Origin of the sequence: Microcoleus sp. MON1_C1, from assembly GCF_036701945.1 — a bacterium.
In the GTDB taxonomy this organism is placed as follows: Bacteria; Cyanobacteriota; Cyanobacteriia; order Cyanobacteriales; family Microcoleaceae; genus Microcoleus.
On the sequence record NZ_JAUBRO010000105.1, the window covers coordinates 1 to 5,721 of the forward strand.

A 5,721-nucleotide genomic window follows, 5' to 3' on the forward strand; every position below is an offset into this window, starting at 1 on the left:
ATGTCCTATTTTATGACACTTTGTGTACTCTGCTTACTTTTTTCTTCTGCTACCCCTACTTATTGAGCCGATACAAATCATCGATATGCTCAAGGGCTTCATCAAACGTTGATAAAGCTTCGTCCCAACTCGCTGTTAAATATTCTATTTCACCTTTTTCAAGGTGATATAAAAAAGTCCGCTGATAGTCTTCCTCCCAGCTATTAGGGGGTAAAAGTTTTATCCCGTTCGTTATATATATTAATGCGGGTTGATAGGCTGAAGATAATTTAGCTTTTCTTCCCGCGATTAGATTCAATCTAGCTAATTGTTCTTTTTCCTCTTTATCACTGAGCAATGCTTGTCCTGTGTTCAGGTGATTGACTATATCAAAGATTCGTTCTTCTAACTCATATTTTTCAAACTTATTCAACAGAAGGCGACCAATTTTTAAGTGAATTTCTTGTTTATGTTTTTCGTCAATCAGAGAGTAAGCTGCTTGCTGAACCCGGTCATGCAGGAATTTATAATTTTGAATCAACAGTTCTTCATCTAACTCGGATGTGGGTAAGATTAACCCGGATTGAACTGCTGCTGTTAGATCCTTGAAAACTTCCGCTGTAGATTTTTCACTGATGATAGAAAGGATGTTTAAATCGAAATCAGCACCTACACAAGCTGCTAATTGTAAAACTTGCTGTGTAACCAGAGGCAGTTTCTTTAACTTGCCAATCATCAACTCCACCACATTGTCAGTAATGCCCTGAGCTTCAATGGTTGAAATATCCCAATGCCAGCCGTGACGTTCAAAATCAAAAGTGATCAGGTTTTCGGCATATAGGGTTTTGAGAAACTCATAGACAAAGAAAGGATTGCCTCCAGTTTTATGCACGACCAACTCCGCCAAGGGTTTTACTGAAGATGTATCCCTGTGCAAAGTATCGGCAATTAACTGGTTAATATGCTGGCTATTTAAGGGAGTTAAGGTAATAAAGTTGACAGTTGCCCCCAGATTCCGTAGCCCCTCAAGAGTTATCATCAACGGATGAGTGGGGTTGACTTCGTTATCCCGATACGCCCCAATTAGAAATAGGTATTCTGTATCCGTATCCGTCATCATCAGTTCGATTAACTTGAGCGTTGCGGAGTCTGCCCACTGCAAATCGTCAAGAAAGATAACTAAAGGATGCTCTTTTGCACAAAATGCCCGAATGAAGTTTTGGAAAACCAGATTAAAGCGATTCTGGGACTCAGCGGGGCTTAATTCTGGCACGGGTGGTTGCTTGCCTATAATCAGTTCCACTTCCGGAATCACTTCAATAATCACTTGTCCATTGGAACCAAAAGCAGCCAGGAGTTTTTCTCGCCAAAGGTTTAGTTGTGCTTCGCTTTCGGTTAACAGTTGGCGCATCAATCCCTGAAAGGCACTGACAACAGCTAAGTAGGGAATATTGCGCTGAAATTGATCAAATTTTCCGGAGATGAAATAGCCGCGCTTTTGAGTGATGGGTTTATGAACTTCTGCCACCAACACTGATTTACCGATGCCGGAATAACCAGCCACTAGCATCATTTCAGTTGTGCCTTGACTCACTCGGTCAAATGCTGTTAGTAAGGTTTTAACTTCTGACTCTCGTCCGTAAAGCTTTTGGGGAATTTGAAACTTGTCGGAAATATCCTTAGAACCGAGCGGGAAATCTGTTATAGTCCCATTAGCTTTTAACTGAAAGAGACATTCTTCTAAATCAGCTTTGAGTCCCCAGGCACTTTGATATCGTTCCTCTGCCGTTTTCGCCATCAGCTTCATGACAATATCCGAAACAGCTTGAGGGCAAGGTTCTCCCCCTCTGCCTCTCTCCTCCTCTCCTCCTCCTAAAAGATGAGGGGGTATTGGCTGTTTGGCGATATGATAATGCACCAGTTCCAACGCATCGGTACTTTCAAACGGTAACTGTCCCGTCAGTAGTGCGTAAAAGGTAACGCCGAGAGAGTAAAAGTCAGTCCGGTAGTCTAAAGAACGATTCATTCGTCCCGTTTGCTCCGGTGACATATAGGCTAATGTGCCTTCTAAAACATTGGGATTTTTCAGCGTAGGATTTTCGCGGGTTAATTGAGTGGAGATACCAAAGTCGATGATTTTGATAATTTCTGTTTCGGGGTTAAAGACGAGGTTGGCAGGATTAATATCTTTATGAATAATATTGGCAGCGTGAATCGCGCCCAATATCTCTGCTGTTTGGATGGCTAAGTTGAGGAATTTTGCTAGAGATAAGATATGCCCTGCATCTACAGAGTCCTTGAATAATTGCCTTAAGGATGATGCGCCAAAATCCTCTAAGATAATGACCAGAGTTCTTTGATAAGTTTCTAAGGCATAAGCTTTAACCACACCCTCTATGTTTAGATTGCGAGTGATTTCATATTCCTGCTTATATCGAGTTAGTTCAGAGGGGGTGGGATAGTCTTGTTTCAGAACTTTGAGAATTACTGCTTTGTGGTCTTGTTCTCGCATCCCTCGATAGACAACAGAATTGTCACTTTCATAGATTTGGGCTAAAACTTTAATTCCAGGGAATCTAATCATGTTGGGCTCTCCAGTTTTGGCAGTTATGAACGTTACGGGCGATGGTCAATGACTGCTGATGGTACTCGATCGCCTTGCCATAGTTGCCCAGGGAAGTGTAAACATTTCGCAGATTACCCAATGCTGCCCCCTCACCTTAGCGGTCTTTAATCTCTCGCTAGATAATCAAGGTCTGTTGACAAGACTCAAGGCTTCTTGAAATTGACTTGTCTGACCCTACTGATTTCCTCGCTCCAACAAGTTAGCATCGCAGCCAATAGGCTAGTATTTTTTCTAATATTCCTCCCAGGATAGCCGAGAGGCTTCCGGATAGTATTGAGACTGGCTCCTTCATTAACCAGTTCGATCGCGTGTGCGTGTCTCAGTTCATGGATGGTACAGCTTATGCCTGCCTTGGCACAATAACCAACCCACTTCTCCTGAACCGATCGATCGCGAAATAAGCCACCCCTTCCATTCTTTTGAAGCTAGATGCCAAGTCCAATGAGATTTCTGCCATCCCTAAAGTGCGGGAGACGCTGGAGATTAGGCGGGGTTGAAGGATGAAACCCCACACTCATCACTGCTTCTCCACCTCAACCCTGGGCGATCGCCCAATCGAGTCATGTTGGGTTCCGCGTTACCTACTGATTCACAAGTAAGCACTTGACAGACTCAACCCAACCTACAGCGAGGGGCGATCGCACTCGTTCCTGCTTTGCGAAGGCTCCGCCTCAAGCAAGCGGTAAAGCCGCATCGGAGTGGTAGATTGCGACATTAGGTTAATGCTGGATAAGACCGATCTAGAGGATATTATCAGCAAAAGTGACAAATAACACCCCTGATTTCCAGGATTAACTATCAGAAGCGATGGATAACACCCAAGAACCCGGACTTAACCTGCAAAGTTTCTGTTTAATTCCTTAAAACTAGGATGTTGTCCAACAGATATGATGGATAATCCACCGAAGGTAAAGGTATTATCCAGCATATCTGCGGTTGAATACATAGCTATATTTTTTTGGCATCAAATGTGCTAACAGCAACAATTGGAGAAAACAGATGTGGGATGAAAGATACAGTGTAGAAGAGTACGCATATGGCACAAGCCCGAACAAGTTTTTGGAAGCAAACGTCAGCAGTATTCCCAAAGGTAAAGTTCTGAGCTTGGCTGAAGGAGAAGGGAGGAATGCCGTTTTCCTTGCGAAACAGGGTTATTCTGTAACCGCTGTAGATGCTTCTTTAGTTGGTTTGAATAAGGCCAGAAAGTTGGCAGAAGATAATGGGGTGATTGTTGAGTTTATTCATACTGATTTAGCAGAGTATGATTTAGGCGAAAATAAATGGGACGGAATTGTCTCTATATTTTGTCCATTGCCTTCTTCAATAAGAAAACAACTTCATAAAAAAGTTGAAGTCGCGTTAAAGCAAAACGGTGTTTTTCTGCTTGAGGCTTATACACCAGATCAGTTGAAGTATGGTACTGGCGGCGGAAATTCAGTAGATGTGATGCAATCTAAAGAATCTTTAAGCCTTGAGTTAGCTGGCTTAAAGTTTAAGCATCTAATTGAGCTTGAGCGTGATGTAGTAGAAGGTATTTATCACACTGGCATTGGCGCAGTAGTTCAGGCGATCGCATCAAAAGAAATATAACTTTCTGGTGCAGCGGATTGCCTGAAGCTGCTTAAGTGAGATGCAGAGATCCCAACAACCGCTGACCAGAACCGTTAGCTATCTTTGCACAAAGGTGTTGCACTCTCTCCGTACAGCCAAGAGTCTGCTTCTGGTGCCATCCCAAATGCAACTATTGGCACCGTTAAACCATTCGCGATCGCCTAGCTGCTTTGCTAGCCATTGGTAATACTTAGTGATCTGTTCTTTCGCGTTCCCTTCCACCTCAACCAGCAGTGCGATCGCTCAATCGACTCATGTTGGGTTTCACGTTACCTACTGATTTACAAGCAAGGACGTGACGGACTCAACCCAACCTACAGTGAGGGGCGATCGCACTAGCCTTTACCAAATAGCACTACCAAGGCAGAAACCTACAGAAGAAATGCTGAAGGTTTCAAGCTAATTTGCTGACTTGGGAGTATATAAGTAGGTGGTCATAATTAAAGTTAAAATACTAAAGGCTGTAAGTCCTTCAGGATAAAGGTTTTAGCTTTTGGTTTGTTGACGTTATTTATGCCCACCTACTTAGTTGTTTTTAAAATTAGGAAATAGCCGTTTAAAAATCACGCCGTATGGATGTGTTTCTCATGCATGTTGGGCAATCCAACACGATTGATCTTGGATACACGGTATCTCGTACTTTTTGTATTCAAGAAGTCGTAAACCTTCTTCCAGACGATGCACCAGAAAAAAGCTTTTTCGCAAGTGAAGAACTCCGTAGCTGTTTCCCCAATGGTATGTTCAACTGTTGGGGTGTTCCTGTAAAGGCAAAGCCATCTTTTGAAAAGACAAAGGTGGGTGATTTAGTAGCCTTTGCTCCTGAAATTGGAGAGCATGGAGGCATTGATTATTTTGGTTTTGTTAAATCAGTTTGTCCGGTCAGTTGCCATGCTGCTTCACGCATCCTTTGGCCTGAAACCCCAAACGCTCGGTTTTTTCCCTGGCTATTTTTCTTTGATACTGAATTGGGTCATGTACCGTGGGCTACCTTTTTAGAGCAAGTGCAGTATGCACCTAATTGGAACCCTAGAGGTTGGTATAGGCGAATAGATGCGAAAAAGTTCAAAGTTTGGGGTGGTGGTCAAGGGTATGCCCAACACCTACGCTCAAATTTTGGTTTTACTCCTCTTACTTCTCCAACACTAGATACTAATCCAGAAATTGATGAGGCGATTGATGCAAGAGCATCTATTACCGGAAAGCCAAGAAAATCTTTAGGGCAGGGGTTCCGAAGCACTCCAGAAGTGAGACGAGCTATCGAGATGAGAGCAATGAATCTTGCAACTGAGCATTTCCAGGATCAGGGTTGGGTCGTTGAAGATGTTTCCCAGCAAGAGTCTTATGATTTGCGATGTACCCGGCAGGAAGAACGAATATACGTTGAGGTAAAAGGTACAACCTCAGAAGGATCTACAATCTTATTAACACCTAATACCAATTTTACATGAAGTTGCATAGAATAAAGATACTGTTTAGAGGTGATAAGTTATGGCACGTCAACTGAT

General features: G+C 42.9%; 3 protein-coding genes and 2 pseudogenes. 2 read left to right on the plus strand and 3 right to left on the minus strand.

Annotated features, from left to right (window positions below):
• Window positions 1-115: 115 nt before the first annotated feature.
• The 3 genes and pseudogenes from QUA62_RS28710 to QUA62_RS29580 form a co-directional block, all read right to left on the minus strand.
• Window positions 116-2,563, minus strand: a pseudogene (locus QUA62_RS28710) (ATP-binding protein); the annotation flags it as partial.
• Window positions 2,556-2,684: a tetratricopeptide repeat protein gene (locus QUA62_RS29575; RefSeq protein ID WP_445301735.1), complete on the minus strand. Its 129-nt coding sequence runs from the start codon at window positions 2,682-2,684 to the stop codon at window positions 2,556-2,558. The gene QUA62_RS29575 and the pseudogene QUA62_RS28710, both read right to left, overlap by 8 nt.
• A 64-nt stretch (window positions 2,685-2,748) precedes the next feature.
• Window positions 2,749-2,985 (minus strand): annotated as a pseudogene (locus QUA62_RS29580) (hypothetical protein); the annotation flags it as partial.
• A 619-nt stretch (window positions 2,986-3,604) separates the two neighbouring features.
• Between QUA62_RS29580 and QUA62_RS28715 the strand changes: the two are divergent.
• On the plus strand, window positions 3,605-4,195 hold the full coding sequence (locus tag QUA62_RS28715) for a class I SAM-dependent methyltransferase (RefSeq protein WP_333408210.1): 591 nt from the start codon (window positions 3,605-3,607) through the stop codon (window positions 4,193-4,195).
• A 593-nt stretch (window positions 4,196-4,788) separates the two neighbouring features.
• Window positions 4,789-5,664, plus strand: coding sequence for a DUF3883 domain-containing protein (locus QUA62_RS28720; protein ID WP_333408211.1), 876 nt, complete (start codon window positions 4,789-4,791; stop codon window positions 5,662-5,664).
• Window positions 5,665-5,721: the final 57 nt, after the last annotated feature.